Source organism: Stutzerimonas kunmingensis, assembly GCF_900114065.1.
Taxonomy (GTDB): domain Bacteria; phylum Pseudomonadota; class Gammaproteobacteria; order Pseudomonadales; family Pseudomonadaceae; genus Stutzerimonas; species Stutzerimonas kunmingensis.
The window spans coordinates 673,630-694,475 of sequence record NZ_FORS01000002.1 but is presented as its reverse complement, the minus strand read 5'-3'; the positions used below and the strand labels follow the sequence as shown (position 1 = coordinate 694,475).

Annotated in this window: 17 protein-coding genes and 1 riboswitch; of the genes, 7 read left to right on the top strand and 10 right to left on the bottom strand. The window is 61.4% G+C overall.

Going from position 1 to position 20,846, the window contains the following annotated elements:
- Nucleotides 1-28 precede the first annotated feature (28 nt).
- Nucleotides 29-3,721, bottom strand: a complete 3,693-nt coding sequence (metH, locus tag BM275_RS07605; RefSeq protein WP_090520389.1) for a methionine synthase — start codon at nucleotides 3,719-3,721, stop codon at nucleotides 29-31.
- A 165-nt stretch (nucleotides 3,722-3,886) separates the two neighbouring features.
- Here metH and BM275_RS07600 point away from each other — a divergent pair, with 165 nt between their 5' ends.
- The 4 genes from BM275_RS07600 (at nucleotide 3,887) to BM275_RS07585 (ending at nucleotide 8,964) form a co-directional block, all read left to right on the top strand.
- Complete coding sequence (locus BM275_RS07600) at nucleotides 3,887-6,166, top strand: fatty acid cis/trans isomerase (RefSeq protein WP_090520387.1); 2,280 nt, start codon at nucleotides 3,887-3,889, stop codon at nucleotides 6,164-6,166.
- 119 nt (nucleotides 6,167-6,285) lie between these two features.
- Entirely contained in the window at nucleotides 6,286-6,870 is a 585-nt protein-coding gene (gene nfuA / locus BM275_RS07595; protein ID WP_003300421.1) for a Fe-S biogenesis protein NfuA, read from the top strand.
- 151 nt (nucleotides 6,871-7,021) lie between these two features.
- A complete protein-coding gene (locus BM275_RS07590) occupies nucleotides 7,022-8,005 on the top strand; it encodes a response regulator (RefSeq protein ID WP_090520385.1) in 984 nt (327 codons plus the stop codon).
- Nucleotides 8,006-8,007: 2 nt separating this feature from the next.
- The gene (locus tag BM275_RS07585; protein WP_090520383.1) at nucleotides 8,008-8,964 is read left to right on the top strand and encodes a sensor domain-containing diguanylate cyclase; all 957 of its coding nucleotides are present in this window, start codon (nucleotides 8,008-8,010) and stop codon (nucleotides 8,962-8,964) included.
- A gap of 4 nt (nucleotides 8,965-8,968) precedes the next feature.
- Here BM275_RS07585 and BM275_RS07580 read toward each other — a convergent pair whose 3' ends face one another.
- The 6 genes from BM275_RS07580 to BM275_RS07560 all read right to left on the bottom strand — a co-directional run bounded on the left by BM275_RS07580 (nucleotide 8,969) and on the right by BM275_RS07560 (nucleotide 13,890).
- Nucleotides 8,969-10,069: a DNA topoisomerase IB gene (locus BM275_RS07580; RefSeq protein WP_090520381.1), complete on the bottom strand. Its 1,101-nt coding sequence runs from the start codon at nucleotides 10,067-10,069 to the stop codon at nucleotides 8,969-8,971.
- 58 nt (nucleotides 10,070-10,127) lie between these two features.
- Entirely contained in the window at nucleotides 10,128-10,292 is a 165-nt protein-coding gene (locus BM275_RS22250) for a hypothetical protein (protein WP_003300414.1), read from the bottom strand.
- Between the two features lie 102 nt (nucleotides 10,293-10,394).
- On the bottom strand, nucleotides 10,395-11,087 hold the full coding sequence (locus tag BM275_RS07575; protein ID WP_090520379.1) for a DUF421 domain-containing protein: 693 nt from the start codon (nucleotides 11,085-11,087) through the stop codon (nucleotides 10,395-10,397).
- A 74-nt stretch (nucleotides 11,088-11,161) separates the two neighbouring features.
- Entirely contained in the window at nucleotides 11,162-11,443 is a 282-nt protein-coding gene (locus BM275_RS07570) for a hypothetical protein (protein ID WP_090520377.1), read from the bottom strand.
- 139 nt (nucleotides 11,444-11,582) lie between these two features.
- On the bottom strand, nucleotides 11,583-11,852 hold the full coding sequence (locus tag BM275_RS07565; protein WP_003300411.1) for a hypothetical protein: 270 nt from the start codon (nucleotides 11,850-11,852) through the stop codon (nucleotides 11,583-11,585).
- 403 nt (nucleotides 11,853-12,255) lie between these two features.
- On the bottom strand, nucleotides 12,256-13,890 hold the full coding sequence (locus BM275_RS07560; RefSeq protein ID WP_090520375.1) for a methyl-accepting chemotaxis protein: 1,635 nt from the start codon (nucleotides 13,888-13,890) through the stop codon (nucleotides 12,256-12,258).
- 263 nt (nucleotides 13,891-14,153) lie between these two features.
- Here BM275_RS07560 and BM275_RS07555 point away from each other — a divergent pair, with 263 nt between their 5' ends.
- Nucleotides 14,154-14,984: an undecaprenyl-diphosphate phosphatase gene (locus BM275_RS07555; protein ID WP_090520371.1), complete on the top strand. Its 831-nt coding sequence runs from the start codon at nucleotides 14,154-14,156 to the stop codon at nucleotides 14,982-14,984.
- A 93-nt stretch (nucleotides 14,985-15,077) separates the two neighbouring features.
- On the top strand, nucleotides 15,078-16,034 hold the full coding sequence (locus BM275_RS07550; RefSeq protein WP_090520368.1) for an alpha/beta fold hydrolase: 957 nt from the start codon (nucleotides 15,078-15,080) through the stop codon (nucleotides 16,032-16,034).
- 90 nt (nucleotides 16,035-16,124) lie between these two features.
- On the opposite strand, the gene BM275_RS07545 is transcribed toward BM275_RS07550, so the two are convergent.
- From BM275_RS07545 to BM275_RS07530, 3 genes are all read right to left on the bottom strand, one after another.
- Nucleotides 16,125-17,714 (bottom strand): ABC-F family ATPase, encoded by a 1,590-nt coding sequence (locus BM275_RS07545; protein WP_090520366.1) that lies wholly within the window; start codon nucleotides 17,712-17,714, stop codon nucleotides 16,125-16,127.
- A gap of 417 nt (nucleotides 17,715-18,131) precedes the next feature.
- Nucleotides 18,132-18,887, bottom strand: a complete 756-nt coding sequence (gene cobM, locus BM275_RS07535; RefSeq protein WP_090520364.1) for a precorrin-4 C(11)-methyltransferase — start codon at nucleotides 18,885-18,887, stop codon at nucleotides 18,132-18,134.
- A gap of 11 nt (nucleotides 18,888-18,898) precedes the next feature.
- On the bottom strand, nucleotides 18,899-19,357 hold the full coding sequence (locus BM275_RS07530; protein ID WP_090520362.1) for a cobalamin biosynthesis protein: 459 nt from the start codon (nucleotides 19,355-19,357) through the stop codon (nucleotides 18,899-18,901).
- 115 nt (nucleotides 19,358-19,472) lie between these two features.
- A riboswitch (cobalamin riboswitch) is annotated at nucleotides 19,473-19,691 on the top strand.
- A gap of 94 nt (nucleotides 19,692-19,785) precedes the next feature.
- Between BM275_RS07530 and cobW the strand changes: the two genes are divergently transcribed.
- Nucleotides 19,786-20,841: a cobalamin biosynthesis protein CobW gene (gene cobW / locus BM275_RS07525; RefSeq protein ID WP_090520361.1), complete on the top strand. Its 1,056-nt coding sequence runs from the start codon at nucleotides 19,786-19,788 to the stop codon at nucleotides 20,839-20,841.
- Nucleotides 20,842-20,846: the final 5 nt, after the last annotated feature.

Below are 20,846 nucleotides of genomic sequence, written 5' to 3'. Positions count from 1 at the left end.
CGGGCGTTCACAAGCGCCCGCCGCGGGATCAGTTGTCGTAGCCCAGGTTCGGCATCAGCCAGCGTTCGCTGACGGCGATGTCTTCGCCCTTGCGCTGGCTGTAGCTTTCCACCTGATCCTTGTCGATCTTGCCGACGGCGAAATACTGCGCCTCGGGATGGGCGAAATACCAGCCGCTGACCGCTGCGGTCGGCAGCATGGCGTAGTGCTCGGTGAGGGTGACCTGGCTGATGCCGTCGGCATCCAGCAGCTGGAACAGCGTGCCTTTCTCGGTATGGTCCGGACAGGCCGGGTAGCCGGGGGCAGGGCGGATGCCCTTGTACTGCTCGCGGATCAGCTCCTCGTTGCTCAGTTGCTCATCCTTGGCGTAGCCCCAGTACTGCTTGCGCACCTGTTCGTGCAGCCATTCGGCGCAGGCCTCGGCGAGGCGGTCGGCGAGCGCCTTGACCATGATCGAGTTGTAGTCGTCGCCCTTGTCCTGATAGGCCTTGGCCAGCTCCTCGGCGCCGATGCCGGCGGTACAGATGAAGCCGCCTACATAGTCGGTGATGCCGCTGTCTTTCGGCGCGACGAAGTCGGCCAGGGACAGGTTCGGCTTGGCGTCCGGCTTGATGATCTGCTGGCGCAGGTGGTGCAGGGTGGCCAGCTTTTCGCCGCCGTCGCCGTACACTTCCAGGTCATCGTCCTGCACCTGGTTGGCTGGCCAGAAGCCGAACACCGCACGGGCGCGGATCAGCTTTTCATCAATCAGCTTGTTCAGCATCGCCTGGGCATCGCTGAACAGCGCGGTGGCCGCTTCGCCGACCACTTCGTCCTCGAGAATGCGCGGATACTTGCCGGCGAGGTCCCAGGCGATGAAGAACGGCGTCCAGTCGATGTACTCGGCCAGCGTGCGCAGGTCGATATCTTCCAGCAGATGGCGGCCGGTAAAGCTCGGCTTGACCGGCGTGTAGCTGGTCCAGTCGAACTGCGGCTTGTTAGCGACGGCCTGGGCATAGCTCAGGCGCTCGGTGCGTGCACTGCGGTTGGCGGTGCGCTCGCGGATCATGGCGTACTCTTCGCGGGTCTTCTCGACGAAGGCCGGCTTGAGCTCCTTGGAGAGCAGGGTAGTAGCGACACCCACCGCGCGCGAGGCATCGGTGACGTAGACCACCGCATCATTGTTGTACTGCGGGTCGATCTTCACCGCGGTGTGCGCCTTGGAGGTGGTGGCGCCGCCGATCATCAGCGGCAGGCTGAAGCCCTGGCGCTGCATTTCCTTGGCGACGTGGACCATCTCGTCCAGCGAAGGCGTGATCAGGCCGGAGAGGCCGATGATGTCGCACTTCTCGGCGATGGCGGTCTGCAGGATCTTTTCCGCCGGCACCATCACGCCCATGTCCACCACGTCGTAACCGTTGCAGCCGAGCACCACGCCGACGATGTTCTTGCCGATGTCATGCACGTCGCCTTTCACTGTGGCCATGAGGATCTTGCCCTTGGCTTCCGGCTTGTCGCCTTTTTCCGCTTCGATGAAGGGAATCAGATGGGCGACGGCCTGCTTCATCACACGGGCGGATTTGACCACCTGTGGCAGGAACATCTTGCCGGCGCCGAACAGGTCGCCAACCACGTTCATACCGCTCATCAGTGGGCCTTCGATCACCTCGATGGGTCGCTTGCACTGCTGGCGGCATTCCTCGGTGTCTTCGACGATAAAGGCGGTGATGCCCTTGACCAGTGCGTGCTCGAGGCGCTTGTCCACCGGCAGGCTGCGCCACTCTTCGGTTTCGGCCTCCTTGACCGAGCCGTCGCCCTTGTACTTGTCAGCGAGTTCCAGCAAGCCTTCGGTGCCGTTGGCGCTGCGGTTGAGCACAACGTCTTCGACCGCGTCGCGCAGCTCCTTGGGAATCTCGTCGTAGATCTCCAGCTGACCGGCGTTGACGATGCCCATGGTCAGGCCTGCCTTGATCGCATGGAACAGGAATACCGAGTGGATCGCTTCGCGCACCGGGTTGTTGCCGCGGAAGGAGAACGACACGTTGGATACGCCGCCGGAGGTCAGCGCGTAGGGCAGGTTGTCGCGAATGAAGGCGCAGGCTTCGATGAAGTCGACCGCGTAGTTGTTGTGCTCCTCGATGCCGGTGGCGATGGCGAAGATGTTCGGGTCGAAGATGATGTCTTCCGGCGGAAAGCCGACTTCATTGACCAGAATGTCGTAGCTGCGCTGGCAGATCTCGCGCTTGCGTGCGGCTGTATCGGCCTGACCGGCTTCGTCGAAGGCCATTACGACCACGGCGGCACCGTAGCGCTTGCACAGGTGGGCCTGCTGCTTGAACTGCTCGACGCCTTCCTTCATGGAGATCGAGTTGACGATGCCCTTGCCCTGAATGCACTTCAGACCCGCCTCGATCACTTCCCACTTGGAGGAGTCGATCATGATCGGCACGCGGGAGATATCCGGCTCGCCGGCGATCAGGTTGAGGAAGGTGACCATGGCCGCCTTCGAGTCCAGCATGCCCTCGTCCATGTTTATGTCGATCACCTGGGCGCCGGCTTCGACCTGCTGCAGGGCGACTTCCAGGGCCTCGGTGTAGTTCTCCTCGCGGATCAGGCGGGCGAACTTGGCGGAGCCGGTGATGTTGGTGCGCTCACCGACGTTGACGAACAGCGAGCTGCGGTCGATGGTGAACGGCTCCAGGCCGGACAGGCGGCAGGCCTTGGGAATGTCTGGAATTGCTCGCGGCGGGTACTTGCTGACAGCCTCGGCAATCGCCTGGATGTGAGCAGGCGTGGTACCGCAGCAGCCGCCGATGATGTTGAGAAAGCCGGAGGAGGCGAATTCCTCGACTACCGCAGCCATTTCCGCCGGGGTTTCATCGTATTCGCCGAAGGCGTTCGGCAGGCCGGCGTTCGGGTGTGCGGAAACGAAGGTGTCGGCCTTGCTGGAGAGTTCTTCCAGGTACGGACGCAGATCCTTGGCGCCGAGAGCGCAGTTCAGGCCGACGGAAATCGGCTTGGCGTGGCGCACCGAGTTCCAGAACGCTTCGGTGGTCTGGCCGGACAGGGTGCGGCCGGAGGCGTCGGTGATGGTGCCGGAGATCATGATCGGCAGTTCGACGCCTTCGTCCTCGAACACCTGCTGTACGGCGAAGATGGCCGCCTTGGCGTTCAGCGTGTCGAAGATCGTTTCGATCAGAATCAGGTCGGCACCGCCCTCGATCAGGCCGCGCGTGGCTTCGACATAGTTCTCTACCAGCAGGTCGAAGGTGACGTTGCGATAGCCGGGGTTGTTGACGTCCGGGGAGATCGAGCAGGTGCGGCTGGTCGGGCCGAGTACGCCGGCGACGAAGCGCGGACGGTCCGGCGTTTCGGCGGTCTTGGCGTCCGCCACTTCACGGGCCAGGCGTGCACCTTCGACGTTCAGCTCATACACAAGCGATTCCATGCCGTAGTCGGCCTGAGAAACCTGGGTAGCGTTGAAGGTGTTGGTTTCGAGGATGTCGGCGCCGGCGTCGAGGTAGGCCTTTTCAATGGCCTGGATGATATCCGGGCGGCTCAGCAGCAAGAGGTCATTGTTGCCTTTGACGTCCTGCGGCCAGTCGGCGAAGCGCGCGCCGCGGTAGTCTTCCTCTTCCAGCTTGTAGCTCTGGATCATGGTTCCCATGCCGCCGTCGAGAATCAGGATGCGCTCCTTGAGCGCTTGGTGGAGTGCCTGAAGACGGGAGCTGCGAGAAGACATGAGAACTACCTGAAAAAAGCGAAAACAAAAGAGTGCGAATGATAGCAAAGCTGCATGCTTTTTTAGCTTCTGCGCTTTTGCATGAAGATTATTCAGGTTGGCAGGCGTTGGCCGTGACCCGGTAGAGGCGAATAGAATGCGCGCTCATCTCAAGGCGTTCGATGCATGTCATTTCGTTTCTGGCTCGCTTGCCTTCTATTCCTCTCGTTCACCGCTGCGCGCGCCGAAGCCCTCTCTTATCAGCGTGATATCCAGCCGATATTCACCGCCAAGTGCGTCGCTTGCCACGCCTGTTATGACTCGCCCTGCCAGCTCAATCTCGGCAGTGGTGAGGGCGCATCCCGCGGCGCGAACAAGCTGCCGGTATACAACGGCGTACGGGTAAAGGCCCAGGAGCCCACGCGCCTGTTTCTCGACGCCGATCACGACGCCGCGTGGCGGCGCAAGGGCTTCAATTCGGTACTCAATGGCGAGGGCAACCAGGCTGCGCTGATGGCACGAATGCTCGAGCTAGGTCGCAGCCAGCCGCTGACGCCCAATGCCAAGCTGCCGTCGGCGCTGGAGATCGGCATCGGCCGGGAAAACACCTGCCCGCTGCCGGATGAGTTCGACCGCTACGCCCGACGCAACATGCATGGCGGCATGCCTTTCGCCGTAACCGGGCTGAGCGATGCGGAGTACGCACTCCTGCAGCGTTGGCTCGAGCAGGGCGCCTCAGTCGAGGCGAGTTCGCCGCCCGAGCCTTCGGCAACCGAGTCCGTGCAGATCGACGAGTGGGAAAGCTTGCTCAACACTCCCGGTGCACGCGGCAATCTGGTTGGCCGCTGGTTGTATGAGCACCTTTTCATCGCGCATCTGTACTTCGAAGGGGAGGGAGGCGGTCGCTTCTATCAGCTGGTACGTTCGCGCACGCCCAGTGGCGAGCCGATCGACGCCATTGCGACGCGACGGCCGAACGATGATCCGGGTACCCGGTTCAGCTATCGCCTGCGACCGATTACCGACGTGATCGTGCACAAGACGCACATCACCTATCCACTCAGCGCTGCGAAGCTGGCGCGGGTCCGTTCGCTGTTCTTCAGCGGTGACTCGACGGTGGATGCCATCCCAGGTTACGGGGCAGATCACAGAGCCAATCCGTTCAAGACTTTCCAGGCTATTCCCGCCGAGGCGCGGTACCAGTTCATGCTGGATAACGCCGAGTATTTCGTCCGCACCTTTATCCGCGGGCCGGTGTGCCGCGGGCAGATCGCCACGGATGTGATTCGCGACAACTTCTGGGTGTTCTTCCAGGACCCGCAGCACGATCTGTACATTATCGACCGGCGCTATCGCGAACAGACCACGCCGCTGCTGGCGATGCCCGGGCAGTTCGATGAAATGGGCGACCTGCTGGCGTTCTGGAAGAGCTACCGGGTCAAGCGCAACCAGTACGAGCAGCTGCGCATGAATGCCTATGCGGGCAAGCCCGCGCAGTGGAAGCAGATCTGGTCCGGCAATGACAATGCCTTGCTGAGCATCTTCCGCCAGCATGACAGCGCCTCGGTGCGCAAAGGGCTGATCGGTGAGACTCCACAGACGCTCTGGTGGATGGACTATCCGCTGCTCGAGCGCACCTACTACCAACTCGTGGTCAATTTCGACGTGTTCGGCAACGTCTCCCATCAGGGCCAGACACGGCTTTACTTCGACCTGATTCGCAACGGCGCGGAGCTGAACTTCCTTCGGCTGCTACCGGCCGCCTCACGCCAGGCCATCCTCGATGGCTGGTACGAGCAGGGTGGGCAGCTGAAGCTCCTCTTGGCCTACACCTCCATCGACGATTCCACACCCTCGCTGCTGACGCTGAATAGGGCTGATCCGAAGCGCGCGTTCGCTCGAGAGATGCTGGCAAGGTACGCCGGCATCAACGCAGCCCCCGACCCGATCAACCGTTGCCAGGGTACCCAGTGCTACCGCGCAGGGCAGCCAGCGAGCCTGCAAGGGGCCGAGCAGGCGCTCAGTCGTCTGACCAACCGACTCGCCGGAGGCTTGCCGGCGATCCAGTATCTGCCGGAGGCCACGCTGCTGCGCATCGAGTACGACGGCGATCGGCGTGAGATATACAGCCTGCTGCGCAACCGCGCCCACAGCAACGTCGCCTTCATGTACGGCGAGTCGCTGCGCTGGCAGCCGAGGTTGGACACCCTGACGGTGTATCCAGGGGTACTCAGCAGCTATCCGAATTTCCTCTTCAATGTGCCTGCCGCCGAGGTGCCGGCATTTGTCGCAGCACTGGAGGAGGTCAGGGCGAGTGATCAGCTGGAGCGCCTGGTCGACCGTTGGGGCGTGCGGCGCAGCCATCCGCGTTTCTGGGATTACTTCAACGATCTGACCCGCTATCTCGAAGAAACCGAGCCACTGGAAGCGGGCGTACTGGATATGAATCGCTACGAAAATCTCTGATTCGCCGCGAGCGGCGACTGCGGCCGGAACTCGACCACGTTTAACCCGACTAAAATACTAGGACTTAACCGCGGCAGTGGTTTGGCGTACACTGCGGCGCATGTCTGCGAGGAGTTCCCATGAGCGCGATCACCATTACCGAAGCTGCACACGATTATCTGGCCGACCTGCTCGAGAAGCAGAACACCACCGGCATCGGCATTCGCATCTTCATTACCCAGCCGGGCACCCCGTATGCTGAAACCTGCATCGCCTACTGCAAGCCGGGCGAGGAGAAGCCTGACGACATTGCACTGGCGCTGAAGAGCTTCACGGCCTGGATCGATGGCACCAGCGAACCCTTCCTCGAGGATGCACTGGTCGACTACGCGACCGACCGGATGGGTGGCCAGCTGACCATCAAGGCGCCGAATGCCAAGGTACCGATGGTCAATGAAGACAGCCCGATGAACGAGCGCATCAACTATTACCTGCAGACCGAGATCAATCCGGGCCTGGCCAGCCATGGCGGGCAGGTCACGCTGATCGATGTGGTCGAGGAAGGCATCGCAGTGCTGCAGTTCGGCGGTGGTTGTCAGGGCTGCGGACAGGCGGACGTCACCCTCAAGGAAGGTATCGAGAAGACCCTGCTGGCTCGGATTCCAGAGCTCAAGGGCGTGCGCGACGTGACCGATCACACCAACCGCGAGAACGCCTATTACTGATGCGAAACAGCCCGTCGGAGTAGCACCGCCGGGCCGCTCGGCAGTTTTTAAGGTGAAATGCCACTATTTTGCCTTCATGGTGCGCACAGCGCGCCTTTCCTGCGATAAGCTCTCGTGCCAAGGTTAATCGGGCAACGAGAGCTCGTACCACATGTCTGCCATTTCCCTGTTGATCTGCGATGACTCCGCGCTGGCGCGCAAGCAGCTTCTGCAAGCGCTGCCTGCCGGTTGGCCGGTCGACGTCAGTCAGGCGGCCACCGGCCTCGAAGCGTTGGAGCAGGTTCGCGAGGGTGGCGTCGACGTCCTCTTGCTCGACCTCACCATGCCCGAGCTGGATGGTTATCAGGTCCTCGCGCAGCTGCGCGAAGAACGGCTGCAGTGCAAGACCATCGTGATATCCGCCGACATTCAGGATGAGGCCGTGCGCCGTGTCCTGGCCCTCGGCGCGCTGGCTTTCATCAAGAAGCCCGCCGATCCGGTGCACCTGCATCAGACGCTGGCGAGCCTTGGCCTGCTGGATGATGTCTCGCCTCTGATCGCTAGGGTCGCCGGGGAAAAGATCGGTTTTCGCGATACCTTTCGTGAGGTGGTCAACATCGCCATGGGGCGAGCTGCGGCACTCCTGGCGCGGGTGCTGGGTGTGTTCATCCAGTTGCCGATTCCCAATGTAAATATTCTCGAAGTCGGCGAGCTGCATATGGCGCTGGCCGATGCCGCGCGCGGCGAGAAGTTGACCGCCGTCTGCCAGGGCTACATCGGCGGCGGTATCGCAGGCGAGGCGCTGCTGCTGTTCCATGACTCCGAAGTGGCCGACATGGCGCGGCTGATGCGGCGGCAGGACTACCTGGAGATGGAGATGCTCCTCGATCTGTCGAGCCTGCTGATCAGCGCATGCCTCAGCGGAATCGCCGAGCAGATCGAAGAGGTGTTTTCCCAGGGGCACCCGCAGATGCTGGGGCAGCACGCTTCGATCGACGAGCTGATCCGGCTCAATAGCGCCCGATGGAAGAAGACCCTGGCGGTCGAGATCAGCTACAGCCTGGAAGGGCACGATATCCACTTTGACCTGCTGTTGTTGTTCACGGAAGATTCGGTCGAGCTGCTGACCCGCAAGCTTGCCCACCTGATGGATTGAGCATGAGCAATTCCGCCGAGTTGAACGAGCTTCACTGGTTGCTGGCGATCGTCCAGAGCATCGACGTGGGCGTCGTCGTGCTGGACCGCGACTACCGTGTCGAGGTCTGGAACACCTTCATGGAGAACCGGTCCGGGTTGCATCCCGACAAGGCACGCGGCGTGACCTTCTTCACCCTCTTTCCCGAAGTGGATGAAGACTGGTTTCGACGCAAAGTGGAAAGCGTGATGACCCTCGGCACGCCGTCATTCACGATTTGGGAGCAGCGGCCGTACTTGCTGCGCTTCAAGAACTACCAGCCGATCACCGGTCTGGAAGATTTCATGTATCAGAACACCACGCTGCTACCCCTCAAAGGCACCAGCGGCAGCATTGACCAGGTGTGCCTGATTATCTATGACGTCACCGATGTAGCCGTGAACAGGCGCCAGCTCCAGGCCGCCAACGCCGAGTTGCAGCGCCTGTCCAGCACTGATCGGCTTACCGGGCTCTACAATCGCGGGCACTGGGAAGAGATGCTCCGCTTGGATTACGCCCGTCATCGCCGCTATGACAGCCAGGCGGCTTTGGTCATGTTCGATATCGACCACTTCAAGGCGATCAACGATACCTATGGACATCAGGTAGGCGATACCGTGATTCAACAGGTCGCGGAGCTGATTCGCGAGAATTTGCGTGATTCGGACGTGGCTGGCCGCTACGGCGGTGAAGAGTTCGTGGTACTGCTACCGGATACCGACAAGCAGGGTGCAATGACCTTTGCGGAACGTTTGCGGCATGCGGTGGAGAGCCACGAGGTTCAGCACGAGCAGCACCGCATTCGCTTCACCATCAGTCTGGGTGTTGCGGACCTCAGCGTCCCCACCCACAGTCATGCGCAACTGATCGAATGGGCCGATTCGGCGCTCTATGCCTCGAAGGCGGCCGGTCGCAATCGCGTCACACTGCATCAGCACTAGCGCGTCAGCCCGCCGCTTTGCGGAGAAAAGCCAGCAACGCGACCTCTTCGGCGCTGAGCCACTTGCGTTTGCGCGCGGCGCGCACATCAGCCAGTTCGCCTGCGCTGAAGGCTTGCAGAATCGCCGGGTGGATGTAGCACTGGCGGCAGACCGCAGGGGTGTTGCCCAGCTGGCTGGCGACCTGCTTCACCGTCTCGACCAGATTCTGCTTGGCGACGGCTTCCGTGGATGCGTCCAGCTTGCGTAGCCGTTCCAGTGCCAGCGCGCTTCCGGCCCAGGTGCGATAGTCCTTGGCGGTGAAGTCGCGACCGGTCATTTCGCGAAGATATAGGTTCACGTCGTTGGAGCTGACCGCGCGGCGCTGACCATCTTCATCCAGGTACTGAAACAGCTGCTGGCCCGGCAGCTCCATGCAGCTGCGCATCAGCCTGGCCAACCGACGGTCGCGCAGGGTGACTTCGTGCTCCACGCCGCTCTTGCCTCGAAAGTGGAAGCGGATCGAGGTTCCTTTGACATCCACGTGACGCGTACGCAGGGTCGTCAGCCCGTAGGATCGGTTGTCCCTCGCGTAGCGCGAGTTGCCGATCCGGATCAGGGTCGACTCCAGCAACATGACCACCAGGGCCATGACCTTCTCACGCGCCATGCCGGGTCTAGCCAGGTGTTTTTCCAAGTCGCGGCGCAGTTTCGGCAAGGCTTCACCGAACTCGAGCATTCGTTCGTACTTGTCGCTGTCGCGAATCTCTCGCCAACGTGTGTGATAGCGGTATTGCTTCCGTCCACGGGCGTCGCGCCCGGTCGCCTGAAGATGCCCTTGAGCATCCGGGCATATCCATACGTCACGATAAGCGGGTGGGATCGCCAGCTTGTTGATGCGACGAATTTCCTCCTCGTCGCGAATGCGCTCGCCGTTCGGCTCGAAGTAGACGAACTTGCCGCGCAGTCTCCTGCGGCGGATGCCCGGCTGGGAATCATCGACGTAATGCAGGTCCGGCGGCAGTGTTGGACACAGTAGCGTACCGGTGTCGCCGGTCTCATCGGCAGGAACAGGGCGAGTGCCCTCGGCCAGGGGCACCGGGTCGTCCATCAGGGTGTCGTTGCGCATGTATGACCGTTCCCGCTATGGCCTCGCCGGTAGCTACCGGCGAGGCTTTTGGATGGGCTCAACTGTCCTTTTCGTTGCTGTTGCGCATCAGCAATCGAATGGCTGCGACCAGCTCGTCGATGGCTTCGCGATAGAGCTCGGGTTTGGCTTCGGTTTCAGCCTGATCGGCATGTTTGCGCGCGGTGTCGAGGTGATCGTTGATCGATGAATAGTCGCCAAGCATGGTGTGCTCCTGCTGCAGTGAGTAGAGAAGGCGTATCCAGAAAGCGGGTTCCGGCGCCTCTAACAACTGACCGGCCAGCGGGATGGCGGTTCTGACCGTGTATCAGCGCGATCTCTGTGTGGAAAGCGCCTTCGACCAGGTTGGATTGGAACACCGCGGGCATTGTTGGCTTTGCTGGCTCTCCAGCGCCTGGGGAAAACCGCAGCGGCTGCAGGCGTACATGCCGGCCGCCGGCACCTGACGGAAGACTGGCCGGTACTCCGGCGGGAGGACGGACAAACCTGGGCGTACTGCATGGTCCTCATGGAAGAACAGGCTGACGTTGCCATCGTTCTCGAGAATGCCGAGCCTGACCTGGCCAAGATGCTCGACCCCTTGCTGGCGCAGCTCCATGAAGAATTCATCGGCAGAAATGTTCAGGCTGTCGAGGCTGCGCAGCTCATAGATGCCATCGCGAATAATGGTGACTGGATGGCCTTCGAGCCAGGCTTCGAATCGCGGGCTGCGATTCATGAAGAACACGGTGAGGCGGTACAGCGCCAGCAGGGTGGCGAACACCGCCGCCACTGGCAGCAACGGCACGTCTTCGTAGAATGAAACGTCGCCTGCGGCCGAGCCGAGGGTCAGGATGATCACCAGCTCGAATACCGAAAGCTGGCGAATGCCGCGACGGCCGCTGACCTTGAGAAAGACGAATACGGCAACGAAGGCCAGCAGTGCCCGCAGGGCGACTTCGGCGACGAACATCAAGGGAAATTCGTGCAGCAGCATGCGCTGCATGTCAAAGGGGGTCATCTTGAATCGTCCTTCCAGGCGTTCGGTGCGATTTCTTCAAGCTCGGCTTTAGCTGACGCCCACGTCCACCACGGTCAGCGCGCGGCTGCTATCTCGAATTCCAGGTTGATTCCGTCACCGCTGCCGTCGCCCACCACCGAGCCGGTTGCGGGCTTGTGGCTGACGGCTCGACCGTCATAGAAATCGCTCAGGTGCCGCTGTGCGATTTCGCCTATGTGCGTGATCAGGCCCGGCATCTGGGCATCTCGCGGCACGATGAAGTGCAGTATGACGGTATGGGCGCCGGGGTCTTTCGGAAGGTCGGCGAGGCCGCAGCTTTGCCATTGATCGTTGACGTACGCTTCAGCACCTTTCATGAGCTTCTCCTGTTTCACGTGTTGCTGTTAGGACCGTCAAACACGCGAATGGATCAGTAGAGCAGTTGGCGTAGCCGTTTCGGGACATGAAAAAAGGCCTGGGGCACCGCCGCAGGCCTTTGTTCGTTGCAAGCCATGGTTACTCTGGCATGTGCCAGGGCGACAGATGCGCGCCGTCGCGGCTCAGCTGCGCGCGAGTCTGTTCCAGGGTTTCGCCGAGCTTCACGGGATCGGTGAACACGCTGCTGGACATCTTGCAGCGGCCTAGCAGACGGGCCTCGTCGCGGTCGACGACGGTGATGCTGACTTCACCGTTGCCTTCGGGCAGCGTCCAGGCAACGCACTGGAAGGGCTTGAACGCGCGGTCGGTGATCAAAAGGGCTTCATTGATACGCAGCGGGGTGTGCATGGGGCATGTCTCTCTGTGTGATACCCAAAATACCTGCAGCCAAGCTCGTTGGCGTTGGCCTTACATTGCAGTTGATGTACCCAGAGGACTGACGAGTCACATGCGAGTTCGAAAAAATTTGAAGGGCTTTGCAATTAGCCAAAAGTATAACGTTGACGCCTGGCCGAGTCGGCTTAGTACGTTTGAGCTAACTCCCTGTAAATATTGAAAAACTTCGCAACGCCATGCGCAGCGTGAGGGAATCGGCGCGGGCCGCAAAAAAAATCCCGTGCGACAACCTGTCGCGACGGGAAATGTATCGAATCTCTAAGGGCGTGCTCCGCGATGGAGCGTGGGGCGGGGCGACTGCTTCGTCGAAGTGCCTGCGGCCTGCTCATCTGGCGGGCCGCAGGCAGAGGGTTTATCAGACCTTGAACTGGCTCAGCAGACGATTCAGCTGATCGGCGAGTTCGCCAAGGCGCTTACCAGCTTCACTGGACTGCTCGGCAGCCAGGGTGCTTTCCTGTGCCAGCCCGGCCGCCTGGGTCACGTTCTGGTTGATGTCCTCGACCACGTGGGACTGTTGCAGCGTGGCACTGGCGATGGATGCGTTCAGGCCTGAGAGGTTGCGCAGCGCCTGGGCAATTTCGCCAAGGCTCTCGCCGGCCTGGCTGGCTTGCTCTACGGTGAGCTGGGAGGCGCGATTGCTTTCCATGATCACGTTTACCGCAGCGCCGGAGTTCTTCTGCAGGCGTTCGATCATGCTATGTATCTCGGCAGTCGATTGCTGCGTGCGCTGCGCCAGCAGACGAACTTCGTCGGCCACCACGGCGAAACCGCGGCCCTGTTCACCGGCTCGGGCAGCTTCGATCGCGGCATTGAGCGCGAGCAGGTTGGTCTGCTCGGCGATTGAGCCGATCACTTCCAGTACCGAACCGATCTTGGTGGTTTCATCAGCCAGCGACTGAATCACGTCGACGGCCTGGCCGATGGTCGCGGAAAGCTCGTCGATTTGCTGCAGGCTCGTTTCGATATTGCGCTGACCCTGGCCCGCCTGATTTTCGGCGTTGCCGACTTCGCTGGAGGCATGCTCGGCGTTCTTCGCGACTTCCTGTACGGCGTAGGTGACTTCGTTGACGGCGGTGGCGACCTGCTCCATTTGCAGCATCTGCTGCTGGCTCTGCTCATGGGCCTGACCGGAAAGCTGGCTGAGCGAACGGGAGGATTGATCCAGCGCGCCGGCTGTCTCGAACAGCTGACCGACCACGGTGCGCAGTTTCTGGGTGAAGCGGTTGAAGTCACGGCCAAGGGTGCTCAGCTCGTCGTTGCCGGATACATCCAGAGTACGCGTCAGATCGGCTTCGCCACTGGCGATATTCGCCATCGCCGACATGGTGTGGCGCAGGGGGCGCACGATGCTGCGGATCAGGATCGCCACCAGAACGGCCATGATTGCCGAGATAAACAGGCCGATCAGGGAGAAACGAGTCAGATAGTTCCAGAATTCCTGCTCGACATCGTCCACGTAGATGCCCGAGCCGATGATCCAGCCCCAAGGCTTGAACAACTGCACGTAGGAGATCTTCGGCACCGGATCTGCCTCACCGGGCTTGGCCCACATGTAGTCGACCAGACCAGCCCCGTCCCGCTGGGCGATCTTGACCATCTCGTTGAACAGTTCCTTGCCTTCCGGATCCTTGATCTTCGACAGGTCCTGGCCGTCCAGCTTCGGCTGCATAGGATGCATGATCATGGTCGGGCCGAGGTCGTTGATCCAGTAATAGTCCTGACCGTCGTAGCGCAGCAGGCGGATCTGCTCCATGGCCGCCTTCTGGGCTTCAGTCGTGGTCATGGCGCCACTGGTCTCCTGTGCCCGGTAGTACTCGAGCACGCCGGATGCAGCCTCGACTATGTTCCGAGTTGCCTCCTGCTTGCCACGATACAAATCGGAGCGGACCTGCTGAATCATCAGCATGCCGAGGATGAACAGCATGAAGACGGCGACCACGGGGATCAGCCAGAGACGCTTGCTAATGGGAACGTTTCGCAGCAGATTCATGAATAGGGCTCCTGATGGGACTTTCTTATCGTTTTGTTCTGGCTGATCGGTGGGTCTGTCGCGCCGCTGTCGACCTTCTGAATGCGGTCGTTTCGCGGCACCCTGTATAGCTTTTCGGCCGCCCGTGGCTAAAAATGAGCCCCGTTTCGTTTGCAGAGGAATTTAGTTCTCTCGAACGAGTCAGAACAGCCGGCCAGATGGCTTTCTGACATATACCTTGGTTGCATTGAGTCGCGATGGGCTGCATCGCTTTAGGGGAATAGATGGATCTTTGGGTTGCGATTCAGGCGTTGATTCTGGGCGTGGTCGAGGGTGTAACCGAGTTTCTGCCGGTATCCAGTACCGGTCACCAGATCATTGTTGCTGACCTGATCGGTTTTGGTGGCGAGCGGGCGCTGGCCTTCAACATCATCATTCAGCTCGGGGCAATTCTCGCGGTGATCTGGGAGTATCGGCGCAAGATCCTGGACGTAGTGATTGGCCTGCCCAAGGAGTCTCAGGCACAGAAGTTCACCTTGAACCTGCTGATCGCCTTTATGCCTGCAGTTGTCCTCGGTGTCGCTTTTGCCGACCTGATCCACGAATACCTGTTCAACCCCATCACCGTAGCCACCGCGCTGGTGATCGGCGGTGTCGTGATGCTCTGGGCCGAACGGCGTGATCACATCATTCGTGCCGAAACCGTCGACGACATGAACTGGGCACTGGCACTGAAAGTCGGCTTCGCCCAGTGCCTGGCACTGGTGCCCGGCACCTCGCGGTCGGGGTCGACCATCATTGGCGGCCTGCTGTTCGGCCTGTCGCGCAAGGCGGCTACCGAGTTTTCGTTCTTTCTGGCCATGCCGACCATGGTCGGCGCGGCGGTGTACTCCGGCTACAAGTACCGCGAGCTCTTTCAGCCGGGCGATTTCGCCGTGTTCGCGGTCGGATTCGTCACCTCGTTCATCTTCGCGATGATTGCAGTGCGGGCGCTGCTCAAGTTCATCGGCAATCACAGCTACGCGGCGTTCGCCTGGTACCGGATCGGCTTCGGCCTGCTGATTCTGGCTACCTGGCAGTTCGGGCTGATCGACTGGGCCAGCGCCCAGGGCTGATCCATCGGCGGGATGTCGCGGCCTTCGCCCTGCTGATACAGCGCACACGCGCGCCTGGCTTTGCCATAGTGAGGCCTCCAGTCAGGAGGCCTCATGAACAGTACAGCGGACCATTTCCAGCTCGACCTGAACGGTATATCGCTCAGTCTTTATAGCGCCGGACCCGAAGAGGGCAGGCCTGTTTGGCTGCTGCATGGCTTTCCCGAGTGTTGGTATTCCTGGCGCAATCAGATCGATTCACTGGTGGCGGCTGGTTATCGCGTGTTCGTTCCCGAGATGCGTGGCTACGGGCTCAGCAGCGCGCCAGTGGACGTCTCGGCCTACGATGTGCTGACGCTGTGTGGGGACGTTCGTGCGGCCATGGATCATTTCGGTCACCGGCAGGTGGCGCTAATCGGGCACGACTGGGGCGCAATGGTCGCCTGGTATCTCGCGTTGCTGGAGCCGGAGCGGGTCACCGCGCTGGTGACCATGTCGGTGCCCTTCGCCGGAAGGCCGCGGCGGCCCGCGACCGAAATCATGCGCGAAGCCAGCGGTGATCGATTCAACTACATCCTCTATTTCCAGCAGCCCGGTCGCGCCGAGCAAGAACTGGATGCCGATATCGAGCGTACCCTGCGCCTGTTGATGTATTACCAGGAAAGGAACCTGTTGCTGCAGAACAAGCCTGCCGGCGGCACCTTGTTCGAGGACGACATGCAGCCGGGGCCGTTGCCCGACTGGTGCTCAGAAGACGATCTGGCGGTGTATCGGCAGACGTTCGCCGAGCACGGTTTTCGCGGTGCGCTGAACTGGTATCGCAACTTCGAACGCAACTGGCAGGTTACCAAGCCACTGCAGGGGCGCAAGATCACCCAGCCGACCATGTTTCTGATCGGCGACCATGACCCGGTTGGTGAGCTTGAGGCCTACACGCTGAAGAAGATGCCGGAATGGGTGCCGGATCTGGAACGACACGAACTGGCGCCGTGTGGCCACTGGATTCAGAACGAACAGGCGGGGAGGGTGAACGCGCTGCTGCTGGACTTTCTCGGCAGGCGCGTTACCTAGCTGAAGCACCGCGCCGCGCGTTACCGGGAGTTGCCTATGAATCTGCAGCGCCCTCGATGAAGGCGCTGCGATACGCGGGCAGGGTGAGGATCAGACGATTACGCCCTGGCTGCGCAGGTAGTCGTCGTAGCTGCCGCTGAAGTCGGTCACGCCGTTCTCCGACAGCTCGATGATGCGGGTCGCCAGCGAGCTGACGAATTCACGGTCGTGGCTGACGAAGATCAGCGTGCCCGGGTAGTTCTCCAGCGCCAGGTTCAGTGCCTCGATGGATTCCATGTCGAGGTGGTTGGTCGGTTCGTCCATCACCAGCACGTTGGGCTTCTGCAGGATCAGCTTGCCGAACAGCATGCGGCCCTGTTCGCCACCCGAGATGACCTTGACCGACTTGAGGATCTCGTCGTTGGAGAACAGCATGCGGCCGAGGGTGCCGCGCACCAGCTGCTCGCCGCCCTGAGTCCACTGGCTCATCCAGTCGAACAGACTGACGTCATCCTGGAAGTCATGGGCATGGTCCTGGGCGTAATAGCCGTAGTCGGCGCTTTCGGTCCATTTGACGCTGCCGCTGTCCGGGGTCAGTTCGCCAACCAGGGTGCGCAGCAGGGTGGTCTTGCCGATACCGTTCGGACCGATGATCGCCACGCGCTCGCCGGCCTCGACGGTGAAGCTGAAGTTCTTGAACAGTTCCTTGTCGTCGAAGCCCTTGGACAGGCGCTCGACGGTCACTGCCTGGCGGTGCAGCTTCTTGGTCTGCTCGAAGCGAATGAACGGGCTGATACGGCTGGACGGCTTGACCTCGGCCAGCTGGATCTTGTCGATCTGCTTGGCGCGGCTGGTAGCCTGCTTGGCCTTGGAGGCGTTGGCCGAGAAGCGGCTGACGAAGGTCTGCAGTTCGGCGATCTGCGCCTTCTTCTTGGCGTTGTCCGACAGCAGCTGCTCGCGCGACTGGGTCGCCGCGGTCATGTATTCGTCGTAGTTGCCCGGGAACAGGCGCAGCTCGCCGTAATCCAGGTCCGCCATGTGGGTGCAGACCGAGTTCAGGAAGTGGCGGTCGTGGGAAATGATGATCATGGTGCTGTTACGCGCCGTGAGGATCGTTTCCAGCCAGCGGATGGTGTTGATGTCCAGGTGGTTGGTCGGTTCGTCCAGCAGCAGCACATCCGGATCGGAAAATAGCGCCTGGGCCAGCAGCACACGCAGCTTCCAGCCGGGAGCGACTTCGCTCATCGGGCCGAAGTGCTGTTCCAGCGGAATACCCAGGCCAAGCAGCAGTTCGCCGGCACGAGATTCGGCTGTGTAGCCGTCCATTTCGGCGAACTCACCTTCGAGTTCGCCGACTTTCATACCATCCTCTTCGCTCATTTCCGGTAGCGAATAGATGCGGTCGCGCTCAGCCTTGACCTTCCACAGTTCCTCGTGGCCCATGATCACCGTGTCGATCACGTTGAATTCTTCGTAGGCGAACTGATCCTGGCGCAGCTTGCCCAGGCGCACGTTCGGCTCGAGCATCACCTGGCCAGCGGACGGTTCCAGATCGCCACCGAGAATCTTCATGAAGGTCGACTTGCCGCAGCCATTGGCGCCGATCAGGCCGTAGCGGTTGCCACCGCCGAATTTGACGGAAACGTTTTCGAACAGCGGCTTGGCACCGAACTGCATGGTGATGTTGGCGGTAGAAATCAAAGACTTGTCCTGCGGGTGTAACAGCGGTGGTTAATCGCCTGCCTCCGTTCCCCATACCAAGTACGTACCAGTTTGATTCTGGCAGGCAGCTTTTCGAGCTCGTTCCAATCGGAGGCCGAGCTCAGCCATTTGGCATAAGTTGAGAGCAACATCTGGACGCGGTACCCAATGGGTTTGGCCATGAACGAAGAGGGTTCATGGCTAATCGTCAGGTACATGGTTGCGTAGGTGTGTCGGGCGTCGTATTGCCGGCTGCCGGTGCTTTGAGCATCTAGCGCGGCGTGAAAGTCGACAATGGTAACACTTGGCTCTCCGTTCCACAGCCCGCGCGTGCTCGGCGGCTAGACGAAAGGCCATTGCCTAGGTGGGCATGGCGGTCACTGTTATTGGCTATCGCCCACGAGACCCGCGCTTGGGTCACGGGCTCGGCGAGCGATACAGGTGCGTCGTGTCCACGTTGTACAGCGCCGAATCGGCAAACGCCTCGGCCGTCAGCACTCGGCCGACGAGGATCAACGCCGTACGGCGAAAGCCCTTCTCGCTTACCTTGGCTTCGATGTCGGCCAGGGTGCCTGTCACCCAATCCTGATCGGGCCAGCTGGCGCGGTGCACCACGGCAATCGGGCAATCCAGGCCGTAATGCGGTAACAGCTCGGCGACGATGCGGGACAGGTGCTGAACGCCAAGATGAATCGCCATGGTCGCGCCGTGGCGGGCCAGGTCGTGCAGTTCTTCACCGGGGGGCATGTCCGACTTGGTGGCGTAACGCGTCAGGATCAGCGTCTGGGAAACCTGCGGCAGCGTCAGTTCGACGTCCAGAAGCGCGGCGCAGGCGGCCGTCGCGGTGACGCCCGGAACGATCTGGAAGGCGATGCCAAGCCTCCGCAGGTGGCGGATCTGCTCACCGATGGCGCCATACAGAGACGGGTCGCCGGAATGCACCCGCGCTACGTCCTGACCCTTGGCATCGGCCTGCCGGATCAGCTCGATGATCTCGTCCAGATGCAGCTCGGCGGTGTTGATCACCTGCTCGGCGCCATGACCTTCGAGTACAGCGGCCGGGACCAGCGAGCCGGCGTAGAGGATGACCGGGCAACTGCGCACCAGACGCTGCCCTTTGACGGTGATCAGTTCCGGATCGCCCGGGCCGGCGCCGATGAAATAGACGGTCATGCAAACTCCAATCAGGAAAGGCGGGTGACGGCGATCGCGCACGTTGCGTTGGCGGAGCGCAGCTTTCTGCACAGCAACCTGGCTTTGCCGTCACTCAGGGATTCAGCCTGTGCCAGGGCGCTGGCCTCGGCGAGTCCGGCGCTGCCAGTTAGCATCTTGCTGAGCGGCGAGGCCTCGCTGAGCGCCGCATCATACGGCGCGAGCTCTGCAGCTGACAGCAAGGCCAGGGGCAACTGCAGGTGCGCTGCCAGCTCGTGCAGGCCTGGCTCGTCCGTTTTGCGCTCACTGCTGGCCAGGCAGCTGAGCGCTGCGATCGCCAATCCATGCTCCCTCAATGCGCGATGCAGAAGCGCCTCGAGTTCGATCCGGCTGCAGCCCCTGCGGCACCCGAGGCCCGCGACGTACAACTGCGCACCCGACGCTGCAGAGGCATCGGGCGCGGACGAATCTTTGGCGGTTTGGAGGGGCATGGCGCTCAGTCGTAAGGACCGTAGCCGAACACGGTCAGGCATCAAGGGGGCGCAAGGACACCACGAAGCTTTTCCCGAGGTCAACCGTGGCGATTGACCCGCTCCAAGGCTCTGCGTAGCCTTCACGGGTCGAGGTTCTCTGGCGCTGCCAGAGCTAAGAGGGAACACGGAAAGCCGTGGCTGCCCCCGCAACTGTAAATGACTGACCCTTGGGTGCGCCGCGTAGCTGGCGCGCCAGCCACTGCAACTGACGCGGGAAGGCGAGGGTAATGGCAGACGCGCCACGCGTTGCCCGGTCGTGAGCCAGGAGACCTGCCTCGCTACACATTGACAACCGGGCGGGGTGCTCCGGTGGTGCTTGTTGGCGCACGTCGCCACGTAGTGTCCGCCTGCCTGCTCATCTATTTCTCGATGCTTGCAGGGCCACGATGAAAACCCTCTCTAAACTTCCCGTCACTATCGTTACCGGCTTTCTCGGCGCCGGCAAAACCACCTTGCTGCGCCACATGCTGGGCAATGCCGAAGGGCGTCGTATCGCCGTGATCGTCAACGAGTTCGGCGAGCTGGGCATCGATGGCGAAATTCTCAAGCAGTGCTCCATCGGCTGTAGCGAAGAGGAGGCCAACGGCCGCGTCTTCGAGCTGGCCAACGGCTGCCTCTGCTGCACGGTGCAGGAGGAATTCTTCCCGGTGATGCGTGAACTGGTGGCGCGCCGTGGCGACCTTGACCATATCCTCATCGAAACCTCGGGCCTGGCGCTGCCCAAGCCGCTGGTGCAGGCCTTCAACTGGCCGGAAATCCGTAACGCCTGCACCGTGGATGCGGTGATCACCGTCGTCGACAGCCCGGCGGTGGCCGCCGGCACCTTTGCCGCATTCCCCGATCAGGTCGATGCCCAGCGCAAGCTCGATCCCAATCTCGATCACGAATCGCCTCTGCATGAGCTGTTCGCCGATCAGCTGGCCAGCGCCGATCTGGTCATCCTCAACAAGGCCGACCTGCTGTCGCCAGAGGCATTGGCAGCGGTGCGGGCCGAGGTGGCCGAGGAGCTGCCCGAGGGGGTCAAAGTCATCGAGGCGCACGGCGGCGAGCTGCCGCTGAACGTGCTGCTGGGCCTGGATTGCGAAACCGAACTGCACATCGAAGGGCGCAAGACCCATCACGATCAGGAAGACCATGAAGAGCACGATCACGAAGCCTTCGATTCTTTCTCGGTCGAGTTGCCGGAGGCCGCTGACGACAGGCTGCTGCAGGCGTTGAAAGACGCGGTGGTCAAGCACGGCATCCTGCGCATCAAGGGCTTCGCTGCAATTCCAGGCAAGCCTATGCGCCTGCTGCTGCAAGGCGTGGGGCAGCGTTTCGACAAGCACTTCGACCGCCCCTGGCAGGCCGGTGAAGTGCGTACCACCCGGCTGGTCATCATCGGCCAGTCGCTTGACCCAGCAGCGATAGACGCCGAACTGAACGCGGCACTGGCGGGCTGACCGGC

Excerpts from the sequence above, each read along its gene's own strand:
- BM275_RS07530 (WP_090520362.1), bottom strand. The coding sequence starts at position 19,357 with ATGCCCCTCCAAACCGCCAAAGATTCGTCCGCGCCCGATGCCTCTGCA.
- BM275_RS07585 (WP_090520383.1), top strand. The coding sequence starts at position 8,008 with ATGAGCAATTCCGCCGAGTTGAACGAGCTTCACTGGTTGCTGGCGATC.
- BM275_RS07600 (WP_090520387.1), top strand. The coding sequence starts at position 3,887 with ATGTCATTTCGTTTCTGGCTCGCTTGCCTTCTATTCCTCTCGTTCACC.
- nfuA (WP_003300421.1), top strand. The coding sequence starts at position 6,286 with ATGAGCGCGATCACCATTACCGAAGCTGCACACGATTATCTGGCCGAC.
- BM275_RS07560 (WP_090520375.1), bottom strand. The coding sequence starts at position 13,890 with ATGAATCTGCTGCGAAACGTTCCCATTAGCAAGCGTCTCTGGCTGATC.
- cobW (WP_090520361.1), top strand. The coding sequence starts at position 19,786 with ATGAAAACCCTCTCTAAACTTCCCGTCACTATCGTTACCGGCTTTCTC.
- BM275_RS07590 (WP_090520385.1), top strand. The coding sequence starts at position 7,022 with ATGTCTGCCATTTCCCTGTTGATCTGCGATGACTCCGCGCTGGCGCGC.
- BM275_RS07570 (WP_090520377.1), bottom strand. The coding sequence starts at position 11,443 with ATGAAAGGTGCTGAAGCGTACGTCAACGATCAATGGCAAAGCTGCGGC.
- BM275_RS22250 (WP_003300414.1), bottom strand. The coding sequence starts at position 10,292 with ATGCTTGGCGACTATTCATCGATCAACGATCACCTCGACACCGCGCGC.
- metH (WP_090520389.1), bottom strand. The coding sequence starts at position 3,721 with ATGTCTTCTCGCAGCTCCCGTCTTCAGGCACTCCACCAAGCGCTCAAG.
- BM275_RS07550 (WP_090520368.1), top strand. The coding sequence starts at position 15,078 with ATGAACAGTACAGCGGACCATTTCCAGCTCGACCTGAACGGTATATCG.
- BM275_RS07555 (WP_090520371.1), top strand. The coding sequence starts at position 14,154 with ATGGATCTTTGGGTTGCGATTCAGGCGTTGATTCTGGGCGTGGTCGAG.
- cobM (WP_090520364.1), bottom strand. The coding sequence starts at position 18,887 with ATGACCGTCTATTTCATCGGCGCCGGCCCGGGCGATCCGGAACTGATC.
- BM275_RS07565 (WP_003300411.1), bottom strand. The coding sequence starts at position 11,852 with ATGCACACCCCGCTGCGTATCAATGAAGCCCTTTTGATCACCGACCGC.
- BM275_RS07575 (WP_090520379.1), bottom strand. The coding sequence starts at position 11,087 with ATGACCCCCTTTGACATGCAGCGCATGCTGCTGCACGAATTTCCCTTG.
- BM275_RS07580 (WP_090520381.1), bottom strand. The coding sequence starts at position 10,069 with ATGCGCAACGACACCCTGATGGACGACCCGGTGCCCCTGGCCGAGGGC.